Origin of the sequence: Streptococcus mitis (assembly GCF_001579045.1) — a bacterium.
GTDB lineage: Bacteria > Bacillota > Bacilli > Lactobacillales > Streptococcaceae > Streptococcus > Streptococcus mitis_D.
This window is the reverse complement of record NZ_KQ970262.1, coordinates 614,167-628,741: the sequence shown is the minus strand read 5'-3', so window position 1 is coordinate 628,741 and position 14,575 is coordinate 614,167. Positions and strand designations below refer to the sequence as shown.

The 14,575-nt window shown below is 40.4% G+C and carries 13 protein-coding genes, 1 tRNA gene and 2 pseudogenes; 15 read left to right on the top strand and 1 reads right to left on the bottom strand.

All coding sequences use genetic code 11. The annotated features are described in order from the left end of the window. The 11 genes and pseudogenes from vex3 to SMIDD28_RS06045 form a co-directional block, all read left to right on the top strand. A pseudogene (vex3, locus tag SMIDD28_RS06095) lies at positions 1-525 on the top strand (ABC transporter permease subunit Vex3); the annotation flags it as partial. 323 nt (positions 526-848) lie between these two features. Beyond that, positions 849-3,617 carry a LysM peptidoglycan-binding domain-containing protein gene (locus SMIDD28_RS06090; RefSeq protein ID WP_061425266.1) on the top strand — a complete coding sequence of 923 codons (2,769 nt, stop codon included), beginning with the start codon at positions 849-851 and terminating at the stop codon, positions 3,615-3,617. Positions 3,618-3,781: 164 nt separating this feature from the next. Beyond that, a complete protein-coding gene (gene vncR / locus SMIDD28_RS06085; RefSeq protein ID WP_061425265.1) occupies positions 3,782-4,438 on the top strand; it encodes a response regulator transcription factor VncR in 657 nt (218 codons plus the stop codon). Then, positions 4,435-5,763 carry a sensor histidine kinase VncS gene (vncS, locus tag SMIDD28_RS06080; RefSeq protein ID WP_061425264.1) on the top strand — a complete coding sequence of 443 codons (1,329 nt, stop codon included), beginning with the start codon at positions 4,435-4,437 and terminating at the stop codon, positions 5,761-5,763. Before vncR ends, vncS begins: the two co-directional genes overlap by 4 nt. Positions 5,764-5,903: 140 nt before the next feature. After that, positions 5,904-6,785 (top strand): class II fructose-bisphosphate aldolase, encoded by an 882-nt coding sequence (locus SMIDD28_RS06075; RefSeq protein ID WP_061425263.1) that lies wholly within the window; start codon positions 5,904-5,906, stop codon positions 6,783-6,785. Between the two features lie 129 nt (positions 6,786-6,914). After that, positions 6,915-7,844, top strand: a complete 930-nt coding sequence (locus SMIDD28_RS06070) for an alpha/beta fold hydrolase (protein ID WP_061425292.1) — start codon at positions 6,915-6,917, stop codon at positions 7,842-7,844. Positions 7,845-8,212: 368 nt separating this feature from the next. Next, positions 8,213-9,205, top strand: a complete 993-nt coding sequence (locus SMIDD28_RS06065; protein WP_001240792.1) for an ABC transporter ATP-binding protein — start codon at positions 8,213-8,215, stop codon at positions 9,203-9,205. Between the two features lies 1 nt (position 9,206). Then, positions 9,207-10,024 (top strand): annotated as a pseudogene (locus SMIDD28_RS06060) (ABC transporter permease). 1 nt (position 10,025) lies between these two features. After that, positions 10,026-10,811 carry an ABC transporter permease gene (locus SMIDD28_RS06055; protein ID WP_023936560.1) on the top strand — a complete coding sequence of 262 codons (786 nt, stop codon included), beginning with the start codon at positions 10,026-10,028 and terminating at the stop codon, positions 10,809-10,811. A 100-nt stretch (positions 10,812-10,911) separates the two neighbouring features. Next, positions 10,912-10,984, top strand: a tRNA-Thr gene (locus tag SMIDD28_RS06050). Positions 10,985-11,173: 189 nt separating this feature from the next. Next, positions 11,174-11,482, top strand: coding sequence for a hypothetical protein (locus tag SMIDD28_RS06045; protein WP_061425262.1), 309 nt, complete (start codon positions 11,174-11,176; stop codon positions 11,480-11,482). 193 nt (positions 11,483-11,675) lie between these two features. Here SMIDD28_RS06045 and SMIDD28_RS06040 read toward each other — a convergent pair whose 3' ends face one another. Then, complete coding sequence (locus SMIDD28_RS06040) at positions 11,676-12,035, bottom strand: DUF3397 domain-containing protein (protein ID WP_004236494.1); 360 nt, start codon at positions 12,033-12,035, stop codon at positions 11,676-11,678. Positions 12,036-12,126: 91 nt separating this feature from the next. Between SMIDD28_RS06040 and SMIDD28_RS06035 the strand changes: the two genes are divergently transcribed. The 4 genes from SMIDD28_RS06035 to SMIDD28_RS06020 are packed head-to-tail and all read left to right on the top strand — an operon-like array spanning position 12,127 to position 14,566. Beyond that, positions 12,127-13,056, top strand: coding sequence for a tRNA modification radical SAM protein MnmL/YtqA (locus tag SMIDD28_RS06035; RefSeq protein ID WP_061425261.1), 930 nt, complete (start codon positions 12,127-12,129; stop codon positions 13,054-13,056). A 7-nt stretch (positions 13,057-13,063) separates the two neighbouring features. Next, the gene (locus SMIDD28_RS06030; protein WP_061425260.1) at positions 13,064-13,765 is read left to right on the top strand and encodes a hypothetical protein; all 702 of its coding nucleotides are present in this window, start codon (positions 13,064-13,066) and stop codon (positions 13,763-13,765) included. Beyond that, a complete protein-coding gene (locus SMIDD28_RS06025) occupies positions 13,762-14,319 on the top strand; it encodes a tRNA 5-(aminomethyl)-2-thiouridylate-methyltransferase MnmM (protein WP_061425259.1) in 558 nt (185 codons plus the stop codon). Before SMIDD28_RS06030 ends, SMIDD28_RS06025 begins: the two co-directional genes overlap by 4 nt. Beyond that, positions 14,312-14,566, top strand: coding sequence for a hypothetical protein (locus SMIDD28_RS06020; protein WP_061425258.1), 255 nt, complete (start codon positions 14,312-14,314; stop codon positions 14,564-14,566). Before SMIDD28_RS06025 ends, SMIDD28_RS06020 begins: the two co-directional genes overlap by 8 nt. Positions 14,567-14,575 lie beyond the last annotated feature (9 nt).

Genomic DNA, 14,575 nt, shown 5'->3' with positions numbered 1-14,575 from the left:
AACTACCCAGCTCTTGAGCAATCCATCTCTGGTATGTACAAGATGGCCAATCTCCTCTTCTGGGGCAGCTTGAGTTTCTCAGTTCTTCTCCTTGCCCTCTTACTCAGCCTTTGGATCAATGCCCGTCGTAAGGAAGTGGGAATTCTCCTTTCTATCGGTCTCAAGCAGGCAAGTATCTTAGGTCAATTTATCACCGAATCCATCTTGATTGCCATCCCTGCTCTTGTTTCTGCTTATTTCCTAGCCAACTACACAGCTCGTGCAATCGGAAACACTGTCCTAGCCAATGTTACTTCAGGTATTGCCAAACAGGCTAGCAAGGCTGCTCAAACCTCTAACCTTGGTGGTGGTGCAGAAGTAGATGGCTTTAGTAAGACCTTGTCGAACCTAGATATTTCCATTCAGACATCAGACTTTATCATCGTCTTTGTTCTTGCTTTAGTTCTAGTCGTTCTCGTTATGGCGCTTGCTTCAAGCAATCTCCTTAGAAAACAACCCAAAGAGCTCTTGCTGGATGGTGAATAATACTGATGCCAGACTGAAAAATGAGGCTAGCAACTGAAAGTTTTAAAATGATAAATGAAGCAGAAAGCAGTGGTGAAAATCATTGCTTTCAGTTACTTTCTTTGTACTTTAGTGCTTAAAATATGATATACTAAAGCTATGGAATTTATGAGAAAGGAATTTCACAACTTATATATGGAATTGTGCATAAAAATCTATAGAAATCTTATCTTGAAAATAGATAGATAAATCTGTAGAAGCCTATCCATATCGGAAACATAGGCTAGTAGACCTAGGCAGGGTCTACCTTGGAAAATATAGAATAGTGAGGAAAAATAAACATTATGAGACAAACAAATGTTAGAGGAAGCTTGTCCCTCCGTGGCTTTAGAAAATTGAGAACTGGTGCAATTGTTGCGACAGGTGTCATTTTGCTAGGTCTGGGCTTTTTAGCTCCAACTGTATCAGCCAGTGAACAAGATGGTGTCTGGGTAGCCAGAACAGTTGAGGAAGTGAAAGCTGACCTTCACAAAGAAGGTGATTTATTTAAGTATGTCATTAAGTGGGGAGATACGTTAAGTGTTATCAGCGAAGCAAGCAATATCCCTGTAGATGTACTTCAAGAAATGAATCAAGCTTCAGGCAAGAATTTATTCTTACCGCACAATGAATTGTACTTTACCGAAGCTGAAACGGTTTCAGATACAGTCACAAAACACAAGATTATCATCAAAGAAAGTGGTGCAAGTGGCGAAGTTCGCACTTACGAAGTCTTGCTCAAGAAAGATCAGGAAACAAAAGCTGTTACCTTTGAATTAACAGATGTCACTGAGAAAGTTGAAAAAATGACTGTGAACTATAGCCCAGTCTATCAGCCTGTATCAGCACCAGTAGTGGAAAGAGCGGAAGAATCAGGTGAAGATCCTGCCTCAGAAACATCAGCAGAGACAAGCCCAGAAGTTAAAGAAGAAACAGAAGCTCCAGTAGCGCCGAAAGTAGAAGACGCAGCGACTACCCCAGCACCAAAAGAAACCGCACCAGAGGTGGTAACACCAGCTGATCCAAAAGTAGAAGCTCCAACAGAAACAGCTAAACCAAAAGGAACAGAGTCAGAGGCAGCGACACCAGCTACACCAAAAGCAGAGGAGCCAGCGACACCCGCGCCGAAAGCAGAGGAGCCAGCGGCTCCAGCACCAAAAGCGGAGGAACCAGCAGCTCCAGCATCAAAAGCAGAGGAACCAGCGACACCAGCACCAAAAGCGGAAGAGCCATCGGTGACAGCACCGAAAGCGGAAGAGCCAGTATCTCCAGTACCGGTAACCCCAAGTGAAGAAGCACCGGTCACATCAGGCGATACCAATTCTACTACACAGCCAGCTGGAGAAACAGGTAAATCTGAAACAACATCAGAATCTTCCAATACTCCATCTGCAGATGCTACAAATGAATCAGGGAATGCAGCAGAATCAAGTTCAGTAACAGACAACGCCCCTTCAAACACAGGGGCTGCAGATCAACCTGTAGCTTCAAACCCAAGTTCTGAAGAACCCACGTCCTCAGCACCGAAAGACGATGAATCAGCTTCTTCGGTTGAATCTCCATCGACAAGTAATCATTCAGAAGAGTCTGGAGCGCCATCTACAACTCCTACAGGTGACTCAACAGCTACCCAACCAAGTGATTCAACATCGTCACCGGTAACCCCAAGTGAAGAAGCACCGGTCACATCAGGCGATACCAATTCCACTACACAGCCAGCTGGAGAAACAGGTAACTCTGAAACAACTGCAGAACCTTCCAATACTCCATCTGCGGAAGCTACAAATGATCCAGGGAATGCAGCAGAATCAAGTTCAGTAACAGACAACGCCCCTTCAAACACAGGGGCTGCAGATCAACCTGTAGCTTCAAATTCAAGTTCTGAATCACCGGCGACCTCAGCACCCAAAGCAGAAGAACCAGCAACAACTGAGCCGAAAGCGGAAGAGCTAACTTCTGAAGAAGCAAAAGCTAAAAAGGAACTAGCAGATGCACAAAAAGATGGGGAAGATATTATTAATGAACGAGTATCTTCAAAACTAGGTGAAATAGAAAAGGTTAAAGACGAAGCCGAAAAAGAAAAATTAAAAGCGGAATTAAAAACATTAAAAGAAGACGCACTAGCCGCAATAAATAATGCTAAAGATCATGATGCAGCGGTAGTTGCTGCGGATGAATATCAAACTAAAATTGATGAAATTAATGTTCCAGGTGAAGAATTACCAGCACCAAACTATAACAAAGATAATTTAACAAATGGCCGTAATGAAGGTACTACTATTGACAATGGAAGCACAGCGATAGGACATGGATCAGGTGAAGCTCCGACACAGCCTGCTAGTGAAGAAAGCACGACTTCGACAGCATCTCCAACACAACCTTCTTCAACTTCAGAAGGGGCTTCAAGTTTTAGACATGCCCCATCGGTTCAAGCAAGAGCAAGAAGAGTGGCACGTTCAACATCAGAACCAGATGGAACTGTAAATATTAGCTATAACTTCGCTGGAATGCCAGATATTCATGGCTTCCTATCTGATCCGGGAGAAAATAACACTGTCACAATTCCTGCAGGAACGAGTGAAGCACAGGCAAAAGAGCTAGTAAAAGAAAAAATTCAAGCCAAGATAAAAGACCTAGCTGCTAGAGGGTATCATGTGAAAAATGACATTATTTTTGAACAAGATACTACTGTGAAAAATTATAACTACGTAGTAACTTTCACTAAGGAGGCTACAGGAACTTCAGGTTTCAGAATGGCTCCAGCAGTTCAACCACGCGCTAGCAGAAATCGTAGAAGTCTAGAACAGCCAGCTCCTCAAAAGGTCAAAGTAAATGTATTTTATAACTTTGATCAAATGAAAGATATTGTAGGTTTCCTAGGAGATATCAATGAAACTCCTCTTGAAGTCGCAGCTGGTTCAACAAATGAACAGGTGAAAGCAGCGGTCAAGAGCCAAGTTGATGCTAAGAAAGAGGAATTACGTAAACGTGGTTATACTGTTAAAGAAGACTATCTCTATAAAAACAATGGGAAAGATTATAACTATATTCTAACCTTTTCAAAAACCAAATAACCTTCCTTCCACAGGGAGTGAAATGCAAGCAGAGAGAGCGATAGGCTCTCTTTGTTTTATCTAGTGGTCAGTTGCTTACAGACAAAAGGCCAGCAAGAGACTATAATAGAAAATAGAGTAGGTAGTTATTCTAAGAAAAATAAAAAATAGAGAGCAGTTAAAGTATGAAAATTTTAATTGTAGAAGATGAAGAGATGATCCGTGAGGGGGTCAGTGATTATTTGACGGATTGTGGTTATGAAACCATTGAGGCTGCAGATGGGCAAGAAGCCTTAGAAAAATTTTCTAGCTATGAGGTAGCCTTGGTTTTACTGGATATCCAAATGCCCAAGCTCAATGGCTTAGAAGTCCTAGCTGAGATTCGTAAAACCAGCCAGGTTCCTGTTTTGATGTTGACTGCATTTCAGGATGAGGAATACAAGATGAGTGCCTTTGCCTCTCTGGCAGATGGCTATCTGGAAAAACCTTTCTCCCTCTCCCTCTTAAAAGTGAGGGTGGACGCGATTTTCAAGCGCCATTATGATATGGGACGAGTCTTCTCCTATAAGGATGCCAAGGTGGATTTTGAAAGCTACAGTGCAAGCCTCGCAGGTCAAGAAGTGGCTATCAATGCCAAAGAGTTGGAAATTTTGGACTATCTGGTAAAAAATGAAGGACGAGCCTTGACCCGATCTCAGATAATCGATGCCGTATGGAAAGCGACAGATGAGGTTCCCTTTGACCGTGTCATTGATGTTTATATCAAGGAATTGCGGAAAAAGCTAGACCTGGACTGCATCCTCACTGTGCGCAATGTTGGTTATAAATTGGAGCGAAAATGAAACGAACAGGTTTATTTACAAAGATATTTATATATACCTTCTCGATTTTTAGTGTTCTGGTCATTTGCCTTCATTTAGCTATTTATTTTCTTTTTCCTTCGACTTATCTGAGCCACCGTCAGGAAACCATTGGCCAGAAAGCGACAGCCATTGCCCAGTCCCTAGAAGGGAAGGATAGGCAGAGTATCGAGCAAGTGTTAGAGCTGTATTCCCAGACTAGTGATATCAAGGGGGGCGTTAAGGGCGAGATGACTGAGGACAAGTTAGAAGTCAAGGACAGTCTTCCTCTGGATACAGACCGCCAAACCACCTCCCTCTTTATTGAGGAGCGCGAGGTAAAAACGCAAGACGGTGGAAGCATGACTCTCCAATTTTTAGCTTCTATGGATTTGCAAAAGGAAGCAGAGCAGATCAGTCTCCAGTTTCTTCCCTATACCTTGCTGGCATCCTTTCTGATTTCACTTTTGGTGGCTTACATCTATGCTCGGACCATTGTTGCCCCGATTTTGGAGATCAAGCGGGTGACCCGACGGATGATGGATTTGGATGCCCAAGTGCGATTGCGCGTGGATTCTAAGGATGAGATAGGTGATCTCAAGGAACAAATCAATAGCCTTTACCAGCATCTTTTGACTGTTATTGCGGACTTGCATGACAAGAATGAAGCCATTCTTCAACTGGAGAAGATGAAGGTTGAATTTCTACGAGGGGCTTCTCATGAACTGAAAACACCTCTGGCTAGTTTGAAAATCCTGATCGAAAACATGAAAGAAAATGTCGGGCGTTATAAGGATAGAGAACACTATTTGGGAGTAGCCTTAGGAATTGTGGATGAGCTCAATCACCACGTTCTCCAGATACTTTCTCTCTCGTCTGTGCAGGAATTAAGAGATGATAGGGAACAAATTGACCTACACCAGATGACGCAAAGTCTGGTTAAGGATTATGCTTTACTAGCCAAGAAAAGAGAGCTCCAGATAGACAATAGTTTGACCCATCAGCAGGTTTATCTAAACCCATCAGTTATGAAGTTGATTCTGTCTAACCTTATCAGCAATGCCATCAAGCACTCTGTTTCAGGTGGCTTAGTTCGCATTGGAGAAAGAGAAGGGGAGTTCTTTATCGAGAATAGCTGTAGTCCAGAAGAACAAGAAAAACTAGCCCAATCTTTTTCTGATAATGCTAGTCGCAAGGCCAAGGGTTCTGGGATGGGACTCTTTGTGGTCAAGAGTCTATTAGAACATGAAAAATTAGCTTATCGTTTCGAGATTGTGGAGAATCGTTTGACCTTCTTCATAGCTTTTCCAAAAGTCGCCCAAGACTAGGGTAAGAAAGGGTTTACATAGATGAAGCTAGAAGAAATTCAATCGAAACTGCGGGAAAAACTAGATTTTTTTGTCAAAAAGTGATAAAATGAACAATGTAAATGGGATGACCCATAAAAATATACAGGAGGCCTGATAAAATGGCAATCGTTTCAGCAGAAAAATTTGTCCAAGCAGCTCGTGACAACGGTTATGCAGTTGGTGGATTTAACACAAACAACCTTGAGTGGACTCAAGCTATCTTGCGCGCAGCAGAAGCTAAAAAAGCTCCAGTTTTGATCCAAACTTCAATGGGTGCTGCTAAATACATGGGTGGTTACAAAGTTGCTCGCAACTTGATCGCTAACCTTGTTGAATCAATGGGTATCACTGTACCAGTAGCTATCCACCTTGACCACGGTCACTACGAAGATGCACTTGAGTGTATCGAAGTTGGATATACTTCAGTTATGTTTGATGGTTCACATCTTCCAGTTGAAGAAAACCTTAAATTGGCTAAAGAAGTTGTTGAAAAAGCACACGCTAAAGGTGTATCAGTAGAAGCTGAAGTTGGTACTATCGGTGGTGAAGAAGACGGAATCATCGGTGATGGCGAATTGGCTCCAATCGAAGATGCTAAAGCAATGGTTGCAACTGGGATTGACTTCTTGGCAGCTGGTATCGGTAACATCCATGGTCCTTACCCAGCAAACTGGAAAGGTCTTCACCTTGATCACTTGCAAAAATTGACAGAAGCAGTACCTGGATTCCCAATCGTATTGCACGGTGGTTCAGGTATTCCTGATGAGCAAATCCAAGCAGCTATCAAACTTGGTGTTGCGAAAGTTAACGTTAACACTGAATGTCAAATCGCATTCGCTAACGCAACTCGTAAATTTGCTCGTGACTACGAAGCAAACGAAGCAGAATACGACAAGAAAAAACTCTTCGACCCACGTAAATTCTTGGCTGACGGTGTAAAAGCTATCCAAGCATCAGTTGAAGAACGTATCGACGTATTCGGTTCAGAAGGTAAAGCTTAATCTAGCTGAATAATACAGATGAAACCTGCCCATTGGGTGGGTTTTTTGGTGTCTAAATATATAGCGAATATACTGTAGAAGAACCAATCTTAAGTTGCTTAAAGGACTTATTTTTTGTACAATAATGCTATGAAAATACTGAAAAAATGGTTTCTTGCCTTTCTTAGTTTCATTCTTTTGTTTCTAGCGGCTACATTCATCTTTCATCGTATCAGTTTGGAAAAGGAACAAGCCTCACTGACACCTATGGGGAAACAAGTTCTTGTCAATGGACATCAAATGAATGTTTACGTTGAAGGGGATGGTCCTGAGACTATAGTAGTTCTCTCAGGTGCTGGTATTGCTTCTCCTATATTGGACTTTAAAGAAGTATCGGAATCCTTATCGAAACGGTATAAGGTAGTCATCGTGGAGCGAGCAGGGTATGGTTATAGTGATGATAGCAATCATTCAAGAGATGTGATGGAGGTTTTATCTGAGACGCGTCAAGCTCTCTCACAAGCAAATGTCAAAGGTCCTTTTATCATTTTGTCTCATTCCATGGCTAGTCTTGAGAGTTTAGCTTGGCAGGAAAAATATCCTGATGAAGTGAGAACCTTGGTTGGGTTAGATTGGGCACTGCCAGCTAGTTATGAGAATTTAAAGCAAAATCAGACCTTAATCACTGTGGCATTTTGGAGCAGCAAGATTGGTTTATTACGCTACTTCCCTGAGTCCTTCTATATAAAAAATTCAACTCTTACTGAAAATGAACGAAAACAATATAAACTTCTAGCTTATAAGCAGTTGATGTCACAAGCTATGCTAAATGAATCTCGTTTAGTAAAGGAAAATGCCAAGAAAGTTCCCTCAAGCATTAATCTGAAAATTCCTACCTTATTACTGGTGTCTAACGGTCAAGGTACTAGTTTTGGTCAATCAGAATGGCAGCATTTTGCAGAGAAATTTGCTAGTGAACAGTCTAATGTGAAAGTCATATATATGGATGTACCACACGACCTTTATCATTATCAAAATCATGAGGTTGTTTCTCGTATTGAAGATTTTTTTAAAGAGTAATTGAGGGGTTAGAAATCATTTTAGACTGATGACAATAATTAAATACTGAAGGATTAACAGTAGAATCGTGAGTTTTTTCGATTAAAAAATTTTTTTCTTAACCACCAGCCTGCCCCTAAGGGTGGGTTTTTTTGCGTATTTTCAGAAAACTATTAAGCTATAATTTTTGATTAAAAGTATTATTTTAAGAGAAAAATTTTCAATTTCATAAACTTTAGGCAAACGCTTGCATTCTAGTTTTTATTGGACTATAATAGGTTGGTATAAAACCTTCTGTAGCAATAAAATGTAGAAGGTGTAGAAAGTAAGGATTTAGAATACTTGTAGTAAAAGACAATGTTGCTATTCCTTACCATAGGGAGATAGATATGGCAATGATAGAAGTGGAACATCTTCAGAAAAATTTTGTGAAGACTGTTAAGGAACCGGGTTTGAAGGGGGCTTTGCGTTCCTTTATTCATCCTGAAAAGCAGACCTTTGAAGCGGTCAAGGATTTGACTTTTGAGGTCCCAAAAGGACAAATTTTAGGATTTATCGGAGCAAATGGTGCTGGGAAGTCAACCACCATCAAAATGCTGACAGGGATTTTAAAACCGACATCTGGTTTTTGTCGGATTAATGGTAAGATTCCGCAGGACAATCGCCAAGATTATGTCAAAGATATTGGTGTAGTCTTTGGACAACGCACCCAGCTATGGTGGGATTTGGCTCTGCAAGAGACCTACACGGTCTTAAAAGAGATTTACGATGTGCCAGACTCGCTCTTTCATAAGCGAATGGATTTTTTGAATGAAGTCTTGGATTTGAAGGACTTTATCAAGGATCCCGTGCGGACTCTTTCACTGGGACAACGGATGCGGGCGGACATTGCAGCTTCCTTGCTTCACAATCCCAAGGTACTCTTTTTAGATGAGCCGACCATTGGCTTGGACGTTTCGGTCAAGGATAACATTCGTCGTGCCATTACTCAGATCAATCAAGAGGAAGAAACAACCATTCTCCTGACCACTCACGACCTGAGCGACATTGAGCAACTTTGTGATCGGATTTTTATGATAGACAAGGGGCAGGAAATTTTTGATGGAACGGTGAGCCAGCTCAAGGAAACCTTTGGAAAGATGAAGACTCTTTCTTTTGAACTGCTACCAGGTCAAAGTCATCTCGTCTCTCACTATGAAGGCTTTTCGGATATGACAATTGATAGACAAGGAAATAGTCTCAACATTGAATTCGATAGTTCTCGCTACCAGTCAGCTGATATTATCAAGCAAACCCTGTCTGATTTTGAAATCCGCGATTTGAAGATGGTGGATACGGATATTGAGGATATTATCCGTCGCTTCTATCGAAAGGAGCTCTAAGATGGTCAAATTGTGGAGACGTTATAAACCCTTTATCAATGCAGGTGTTCAGGAATTGATTACCTATCGAGTCAACTTTATTCTCTATCGGATTGGCGATGTCATGGGGGCTTTTGTGGCCTTTTATCTCTGGAAGGCTGTCTTTGATTCCTCGCAGGAGTCTTTGATTCAGGGCTTTAGTATGGCAGATATCACCCTCTACATCATTATGAGTTTTGTGACAAATCTTCTGACTAGGTCAGATTCGTCCTTTATGATTGGGGAGGAGGTCAAGGATGGTTCGATTATCATGCGCTTGTTGCGACCAGTGCACTTTGCGGCATCTTACCTTTTTACAGAGCTTGGCTCCAAGTGGTTGATTTTTATCTCTGTTGGCCTTCCATTTTTAAGTGTCATTGTGTTGATGAAAATCGTATCTGGGCAAGGGATTGTAGAAGTGCTGGGATTAACTGTCCTTTATCTTTTTAGCTTAACGCTGGCCTATCTGATTAACTTTTTTTTAATATCTGCTTTGGATTTTCTGCCTTTGTGTTTAAAAATCTTTGGGGTTCCAACCTACTTAAGACTTCCATAGTGGCTTTTATGTCTGGAAGTTTGATTCCCTTGGCTTTCTTTCCAAAGGTTGTTGCAGATATTCTGTCCTTCCTGCCTTTTTCATCCTTGATTTACACTCCAGTCATGATTATCGTTGGGAAATACGATGCTAGTCAGATGATTCAGGCACTCGCTTTGCAGTTTTTCTGGCTCTTAGTGATGGTGGGCTTGTCTCAGTTGATTTGGAAACGAGTCCAGTCCTTTATCACCATTCAAGGAGGTTAGTATGAAAAAATATCAACGCATGCATCTGATTTTTATTAGACAATACATCAAACAAATTATGGAATACAAGGTGGATTTTGTGGTTGGTGTGCTGGGAGTTTTCTTGACTCAAGGCTTGAATCTCTTGTTTCTCAATGTCATCTTTCAACACATCCCATCCCTAGAAGGTTGGACTTTTCAAGAAATCGCCTTTATCTATGGCTTTTCCTTGATTCCTAAGGGGTTGGACCATCTCTTTTTTGATAATCTCTGGGCATTGGGGCAACGCTTGGTGAGAAAGGGAGAGTTTGACAAGTATCTGACTCGTCCTATCAATCCTCTCTTTCACATCTTGGTTGAGACCTTTCAGATTGATGCCTTGGGCGAACTCTTGGTCGGTGGTATCCTACTGGGAACAACAGTGACCAGCATTGCTTGGACTCTTCCAAAATTCCTGCTTTTCCTAGTTTGTATTCCCTTTGCGACCTTGATTTATACTTCCTTGAAAATCGCGACAGCTAGTATCGCTTTTTGGACCAAGCAGTCAGGCGCTATGATTTACATTTTCTATATGTTTAATGATTTTGCCAAGTACCCGATTTCGATTTACAATTCTCTTCTTCGTTGGTTGATTAGCTTTATCGTGCCTTTTGCTTTTACGGCCTACTATCCTGCCAGCTATTTCTTGCAGGACAAGGATGTACTCTTTAACATTGGAGGTTTGATTTTGATTTCCCTTGTCTTTTTTGGTATTTCCCTTAAACTATGGGACAGGGGCTTGGATTCTTACGAAAGTGCTGGGTCCTAAGATGAAGAAACTCAAAGCCTTGTCTCAGGACAGGCTTTTTCTAATAGAGATGAAAATTTCTTGACATTTATTCTCAGAGTGCTATACTGTAATTGTAATCGCCGATTTAGCTCAGTTGGTAGAGCAAGGCACTCGTAAAGCCTAGGTCACAGGTTCGATCCCTGCAATCGGCAAAGTGAAGAAGTCTCATCAGGCTTCTTTTTCTTTTTAAAGAAAATCAGACCACTTAGACCGATATAGCGACCAGATAGGCAAACGAACTTGTTCTTGAGAAACTCCTCTGCTATAATGTTCTTTGTAAGGGACGTGAGGTGTCGATACCAGATGGTTCAGGTTTCTAAAAAGAAATCGGAGATAAACAAATGAAAAAATTATTGGGGATTATATTTTTACTAGCAGCAGCGACAGTATTGTATTTTGGTTCTGTTGGCTGGCCAAGTTTAGATGTCAACCTCTGGTCACTGATTCCGGTAGGCTTGTTCCTCTATTTCACTCTAGAGAATCTTTGGAAAAAGGATTACAAGGCTAGTCTGATGTGTTTGATTATTGCCTTTATCATCGCAAATGCAATTTTGGATCTGTTGCCAATTTCAAGTGGCTTGGTGATTGGAGCAGGTGTGCTGGCTTGTGTAGGGATTGGTTACCTCTTTCCTGATAAAGAAGGAAAATAATACTCTTCGAAAATCTCTTCAAACCACGTCAGCTTCCATCTGCAACCTCAAAACAGTGTTTTGAGCAATCTGCGGCTAGCTTCCTAGTTTGCTTTTTGATTTTCATTGAGTATAAGAATTATTAAAAAAGATATAAAGAAAAACACTTCAATCACTGTATTTAGTTTGATTGAGGTGTTTTCGATTTAGTTTTTTATTTCTGAGCCATCAATTCAACAATCATCTCGATATACATGACAAGAGTCAATAAAAATCCTGCACGCCAGAAGAATTTGATGAATTTAGGATAGTAAAAGCTACGTTTTTTCAAAAGAAAGAAAAAAACGAGAATAATAGCTAGGACTGAGAGGGCTAGGCCCAGTCTAGGGAGAAAATTATGGGTAAAGGTTTTAGCTGTGATCAGGTAATATTCAAATACCAAGACTGGAAAAGCCAAATCCGCAAAATTTCGTCCTAGTTTTTTTAATCTAAAAAGTTTGGTTATGATGATGCAGACTACTAAGGTCAGTATCAATAATAAAATAGATGCTAATTTCATTAAAATCATATCCATATTGTATCATAAAAAATGGCTAATGGAAATGAGAAACAGAGGAATTTATAGGAAAGTCAGGCTTTTGAGATTGTGGGTGTTTTTTGTTATAATGAAAGTTATGAAATCTTATAACACCTTGAATGATTATTATCGAAAACTCTTTGGAGAAAAGACTTTTAAAGTCCCTATTGATGCGGGGTTTGACTGTCCCAATCGTGATGGAACTGTGGCACATGGAGGCTGTACTTTTTGTACGGTTTCAGGTTCTGGAGATGCTATTGTGGCACCAGATGCGCCTATCCGTGAGCAATTTTATAAGGAAATTGACTTCATGCACCGTAAGTGGCCGGATGTTCAGAAGTATCTGGTTTATTTTCAAAATTTTACCAACACCCACGAAAAGGTGGAAGTCATCCGGGAACGTTACGAGCAGGCAATCAATGAGCCAGGTGTAGTAGGAATCAATATTGGAACGCGGCCAGACTGTTTACCAGACGAAACCATCGAATATTTGGCTGAGTTATCGGAGCGCATGCATGTGACGGTTGAATTGGGCTTGCAGACTACTTATGAAACAACCTCTGACCTGATTAACCGCGCCCATTCCTATGAATTGTACGTGGAAACGGTCAAGCGTTTGAGAAAGTATCCCAAGATTGAGATTGTTTCTCATCTGATCAATGGTTTGCCTGGTGAAACCCATGAGATGATGATTGAAAATGTCCGCCGCTGTGTTACGGATAACGATATTCAAGGGATTAAACTGCATTTGCTCCATCTTATGACCAATACGCGTATGCAACGAGATTACCACGAAGGACGCTTGCAGTTGATGAGTCAGGATGAATATGTCAAGGTCATCTGTGACCAACTGGAAATCATTCCCAAACATATCGTCATCCATCGAATCACGGGAGATGCACCTAGAGATATGCTGATTGGGCCTATGTGGAGCCTCAATAAATGGGAAGTCCTTAACAGCATTGAGATGGAGATGCGACGTCGTGGAAGCGTTCAAGGATGCAAGGTTGAGGCATAGGAGTAACATGAGAAAGTATTTAGAAAAATTTAGTTCACGTAATGTCGACTTGAGCAATGCATTTTTAAAAGAGAAGGAAATAAGTGCAAACAATAGATTCAAACTAATTAATAATTGCTCTTTTATTATAATGTTTCTATCTTTTTTTCTAACTTTTTTCGACAGATATGACTGTGTGAAAGTTACAGTATTAATTATTGGATTAATATTCTCATTACTTTTGATATATGATTTTACAGATATAATGACGATACTTATAAATGAGGTGAAACCAGATAAATTTAACCCAAAAACTACAAAAAGAATCAATCAATACTTCACTACATACCAAAAAAATTTTAAAAAAATGAAAATGCTAGATAGGGTACGAACCTTAATAGAAAATGGGATATCGGTCTCAATTTCAATGATTCCTATATTTCAATGGGAAATTGTTAGTTTACAGAGTCTACTTTTATTATTTCCATTATTAATTAATTTAATTATTTTTGAAGTACTAACTTGGAAAAGTTATGATAAAAAATCTACTTTCTATTTAAGGAATATTATTTTACTTACTTCGCCTTTTCAAATATCAGTGAATATTCTTTTACTTAGTTACAAAAGTATCTTAGGAAATGGAGTAGCGCAAGTCTGTTGTTTAATTATAATTGTGATATTTATTTTATTGTATAAAAGATACAATAAAAGATGGGAGAAAGGTAAATGAAAAGACCACTTGAGATGGCACATGACTTTTTGGCTGAGGTAGTAACTCAGGACGATATCGTAGTGGATGCGACTATGGGAAATGGTCACGATACCCTTTTTTTAGCCAAGATATCCAAGAAAGTCTATGCCTTTGATATTCAGGAACAAGCCTTGGAAAAGACCCAAGACCGTTTAAATGAAGCAGGTTTAGAGAATGTCCAGTTGATTTTGCAAGGTCATGAAACACTGGACCAGTTTGTGACAGAAGCCAAGGCAGGGATCTTTAATCTGGGCTATCTGCCGTCAGCTGATAAGTCCGTCATCACCCAACCTCAGACGACTATTGAAGCATTAGAAAAGCTGTGTGGCTTACTTGTCAAAGGTGGACGGATTGCCATTATGATCTACTATGGTCATGAAGGAGGCGACCTCGAGAAAGATGCTGTCTTGGATTTTGTTAGCCAGTTGAAGCAACAAGAGTACACAGTTGCCATTTACCGAACTCTTAATCAGGTCAACAACCCACCATTTTTAGTAATGATTGAAAAATTAGAGAGATATAGACATGGATAAACAATACCTACGTGAAAAGCTGGATGCCATGCGCCAGAATTTTGTTGAATCAACCCACCGCGAACGAGCGGTGGGCGTGCTAGACCAAGCACATATGAGCAAAAAAATGCTTAAAATCAAGAAAAAATTAGTTGCTCTTGAAATGGAACGGTGCCAGAGAAAAATTGAGCACAAAGACTGTTCCAAGATTGATCAAAAAATAAAAGAGCAGAAGGAGATTTTTGAATCCTGTTGTAAAAAAGACTAAGGAGGAAGT

Bases quoted from the DNA above. Each gene is read 5' to 3' on its own strand.
- vncR (WP_061425265.1), top strand. From the start codon at position 3,782: ATGAAAATTTTAATTGTAGAAGATGAAGAGATGATCCGTGAGGGGGTC.
- SMIDD28_RS06040 (WP_004236494.1), bottom strand. From the start codon at position 12,035: ATGGATATGATTTTAATGAAATTAGCATCTATTTTATTATTGATACTG.
- SMIDD28_RS06045 (WP_061425262.1), top strand. From the start codon at position 11,174: ATGAAAAAATTATTGGGGATTATATTTTTACTAGCAGCAGCGACAGTA.
- SMIDD28_RS06055 (WP_023936560.1), top strand. From the start codon at position 10,026: ATGAAAAAATATCAACGCATGCATCTGATTTTTATTAGACAATACATC.
- SMIDD28_RS06075 (WP_061425263.1), top strand. From the start codon at position 5,904: ATGGCAATCGTTTCAGCAGAAAAATTTGTCCAAGCAGCTCGTGACAAC.
- SMIDD28_RS06030 (WP_061425260.1), top strand. From the start codon at position 13,064: ATGAGAAAGTATTTAGAAAAATTTAGTTCACGTAATGTCGACTTGAGC.
- vncS (WP_061425264.1), top strand. From the start codon at position 4,435: ATGAAACGAACAGGTTTATTTACAAAGATATTTATATATACCTTCTCG.
- SMIDD28_RS06070 (WP_061425292.1), top strand. From the start codon at position 6,915: ATGAAAATACTGAAAAAATGGTTTCTTGCCTTTCTTAGTTTCATTCTT.
- SMIDD28_RS06090 (WP_061425266.1), top strand. From the start codon at position 849: ATGAGACAAACAAATGTTAGAGGAAGCTTGTCCCTCCGTGGCTTTAGA.
- SMIDD28_RS06020 (WP_061425258.1), top strand. From the start codon at position 14,312: ATGGATAAACAATACCTACGTGAAAAGCTGGATGCCATGCGCCAGAAT.
- SMIDD28_RS06065 (WP_001240792.1), top strand. From the start codon at position 8,213: ATGGCAATGATAGAAGTGGAACATCTTCAGAAAAATTTTGTGAAGACT.
- SMIDD28_RS06035 (WP_061425261.1), top strand. From the start codon at position 12,127: ATGAAAGTTATGAAATCTTATAACACCTTGAATGATTATTATCGAAAA.
- SMIDD28_RS06025 (WP_061425259.1), top strand. From the start codon at position 13,762: ATGAAAAGACCACTTGAGATGGCACATGACTTTTTGGCTGAGGTAGTA.